General features: G+C 47.5%; 3 protein-coding genes and 3 tRNA genes. 3 read left to right on the top strand and 3 right to left on the bottom strand.

Annotated features, from left to right (window positions below; translation table 11 throughout):
- The first annotated feature begins 98 nt into the window (after positions 1-98).
- Entirely contained in the window at positions 99-767 is a 669-nt protein-coding gene (queE, locus tag ACRCZA_RS10370; RefSeq protein WP_438674361.1) for a 7-carboxy-7-deazaguanine synthase QueE, read from the top strand.
- Positions 768-1,020: 253 nt separating this feature from the next.
- On the opposite strand, the gene ACRCZA_RS10375 is transcribed toward queE, so the two are convergent.
- The 3 genes from ACRCZA_RS10375 to ACRCZA_RS10385 all read right to left on the bottom strand — a co-directional run bounded on the left by ACRCZA_RS10375 (position 1,021) and on the right by ACRCZA_RS10385 (position 1,435).
- Positions 1,021-1,105 (bottom strand) — tRNA-Tyr (locus tag ACRCZA_RS10375).
- 122 nt (positions 1,106-1,227) lie between these two features.
- A tRNA-Tyr gene (locus ACRCZA_RS10380) sits at positions 1,228-1,312 on the bottom strand.
- Between the two features lie 38 nt (positions 1,313-1,350).
- Positions 1,351-1,435: transfer RNA gene (locus tag ACRCZA_RS10385), tRNA-Tyr, on the bottom strand.
- 125 nt (positions 1,436-1,560) lie between these two features.
- Between ACRCZA_RS10385 and ACRCZA_RS10390 the strand changes: the two genes are divergently transcribed.
- Together ACRCZA_RS10390 and ACRCZA_RS10395 are read left to right on the top strand one after the other, a co-directional pair.
- Positions 1,561-2,067: a VC2046/SO_2500 family protein gene (locus ACRCZA_RS10390; RefSeq protein WP_438674362.1), complete on the top strand. Its 507-nt coding sequence runs from the start codon at positions 1,561-1,563 to the stop codon at positions 2,065-2,067.
- Between the two features lie 129 nt (positions 2,068-2,196).
- Positions 2,197-2,484, top strand: coding sequence for a DUF406 family protein (locus ACRCZA_RS10395; RefSeq protein WP_438674363.1), 288 nt, complete (start codon positions 2,197-2,199; stop codon positions 2,482-2,484).
- The last annotated feature ends 158 nt before the right edge of the window (positions 2,485-2,642 follow it).

The raw sequence follows: 2,642 nt of genomic DNA on the forward strand, positions 1-2,642 counted from the left end.
ATACGCAAGATCCCTTATAAAGGCGTTATCCTGCGAACAGCTTGCAGCTCGCTGGTAAATCCTCTATAAAGGCAGCCTCCCAAAAATGGAGCCGCAGCATGCATTATCCTGTTAACGAAGTTTTTGAAACGATTCAAGGTGAAGGTGTCTTTACCGGCGTCCCCGCCATTTTTGTGCGCTTGCAAGGTTGCCCAGTGGCTTGTGCTTGGTGCGATACCAAACATACCTGGGATGTCTTAGAAGCTAATAAGGTGACACCAGAGCAGGTGATCCATGTTGATGGCAGTGTTGGGCGCTGGGCAAATCATACGGCCCAAAGTCTGATTGACGCCTTTATCGCCAAGGGATTTACTGCCCGCCATGTGGTGATAACTGGCGGCGAGCCCTGTATGTACGATTTACGCCCATTAACGCACACCCTGCATCAACACGGTTTTGCGACTCAAATAGAAACCAGTGGCACCTTTGAGGTGCGCTGTGATGCGAGCACCTGGGTTACTGTGTCACCCAAAGTGAATATGAAAGGTGGCTACCCGGTCCTGTGCCAAGCGCTTAATCGTGCCAATGAAATTAAGCATCCACTTGCCACTGAACATCATTTAGCAGAACTTGATGAGTTACTTAAAGATATCGATATTTCGGCTAAAACGATGTGTCTACAACCTATCAGTCAAAAGCCAAGGGCTACCGCATTAGCCATAAAAATCTGCATTGCCCGCAACTGGCGGTTATCCATTCAAACTCATAAATATCTTGATATTGATTAGTTTCAACCGGCAGATGATGTGGAACGCCACGCAGATACCTCGCCACGGCTAACGGACTTGATGATGCCAAAAAGTTTGTGGCCTGAGCGAGGCTAGGCGTTGAGATGATCCGTTTTACGCATTCAGCCAATGTGGCAATGAGGAATAAGGGCTGCTAACCAGAAAATAAAAAAAGGAAATGAAAACAGAGGCAGTAATAAGAATTTAGGAAATAAGGTTTATTTAGCGTTACCGCAGGAAGGGAAGGGATGAATGGTGGAGGGAGAAGGATTCGAACCTTCGAAGGCGGAGCCGTCAGATTTACAGTCTGATCCCTTTGGCCACTCGGGAACCCCTCCACATAATTTCATTATTACCACTTAACGTTGGCCACGTTTAAGCTTATAGCACAGTCAACTCAGACTAGCATCACTCGAGACTCGCTGCATTTTTACTTCAGCTATCTCTAGCACAGACAAGATGGTGGAGGGAGAAGGATTCGAACCTTCGAAGGCGGAGCCGTCAGATTTACAGTCTGATCCCTTTGGCCACTCGGGAACCCCTCCACGATGATCTCTACTTGTATTAGTCACGCTAGTGCAAATGGTGGAGGGAGAAGGATTCGAACCTTCGAAGGCGGAGCCGTCAGATTTACAGTCTGATCCCTTTGGCCACTCGGGAACCCCTCCTCAATTGCGGCCGCCATAGTAGTCAGAAACCTTATGCATGTAAAGACCCAAGATTAAAATTTTCCTAAAGTTATCGCTTAAGTGGTCGATTAACTAACAACGAATTGTTTTGGTGATGTTTTTTCATGCAGATTGCTGTTCCTTTAGTCAATGAAGCCCAATTGGGCAGCCGGTTAAATGCGGCGATAGAACACAATCGTCGGGGGGAGTTTGCCCTGCTGTTGGCGTTATTATCGGTTGATGCAAGGGATATGGCCCAGTTTCAGGGGCAACAACAAGAGCAAACGGAACAAAAATTACGCCATCAATTTGATTTACCGCCAGCGGCCTCGTTATTGGCCGATCTGTCCTTGGATGACGCTATCGTCGATAACAGCCCACTTTTTTTGCAAGCCAGCCCCAGAGCATTTCAGTTGCAGCAGGCCATCAAACCGGAGGCATTGGTGATCCGCGGTCGCGAGCCTCAGGGGATGGTAGAAGTGTTAAGTAACTGCGACCTCACGACTCAGCAGCGGCAACGCAAACAACTCGCCTCGGCCGACATTCAAGCCGCCTTATTAAAGCAACTCCCGCATTTTGCTGATCAATTGGCGATGCAGCGCAATTTAGCTCCCCTGTTAGCCAGTGCTTAGTATAAGCGTGAATTAAATCCGATTTATCAGCATCAGATTGACTATAATCAAGAACCCAAAGTGGCGTCACGCTTGAGGTTCAAACCGCCTGCTTTTACGCCATGATGATAAATAACAGAGGAATACACGATGAAAGGTATTATTGCCGGACAAGCGCACACAGTGAATGACACCTGTACCGATTGTGGCAGTTTTGTGGATATTGGCGCGGTGATCGACGAGCACGATACGGAGTTGGCATTGCACTTTCACGGTGAAAGTGCAATGCAAGATGCGCAAACATTAGCGGCACGGGCAAGCGCACGCTTTGACAAGACTCAAGTAAAAATCACTCCCGAAGGCGAAGACGTGCATCTTGTGCTGACTTTTGATGTCAGCGCTGAAAAAATGATTTTTCAACTTCAAAATGGGCTATAACCCGAGCAATTATTACTTAAGACGATGATTTCACACGTGATAACTTAGCGTGTTTGCCGCGCCTTAGGGCCATTTAACATCGCAACTCGTTGTGGCCACATTACTTTTGCTATGTGCTATGTGCTATGTGCTATGTGCTATGTGCTATGGCTACATGG

Origin of the sequence: Shewanella sp., from assembly GCF_051658185.1 — a bacterium.
GTDB lineage: Bacteria > Pseudomonadota > Gammaproteobacteria > Enterobacterales > Shewanellaceae > Shewanella.

Bases quoted from the DNA above. Each gene is read 5' to 3' on its own strand.
- ACRCZA_RS10390 (WP_438674362.1), top strand. From the start codon at position 1,561: ATGCAGATTGCTGTTCCTTTAGTCAATGAAGCCCAATTGGGCAGCCGG.
- queE (WP_438674361.1), top strand. From the start codon at position 99: ATGCATTATCCTGTTAACGAAGTTTTTGAAACGATTCAAGGTGAAGGT.
- ACRCZA_RS10395 (WP_438674363.1), top strand. From the start codon at position 2,197: ATGAAAGGTATTATTGCCGGACAAGCGCACACAGTGAATGACACCTGT.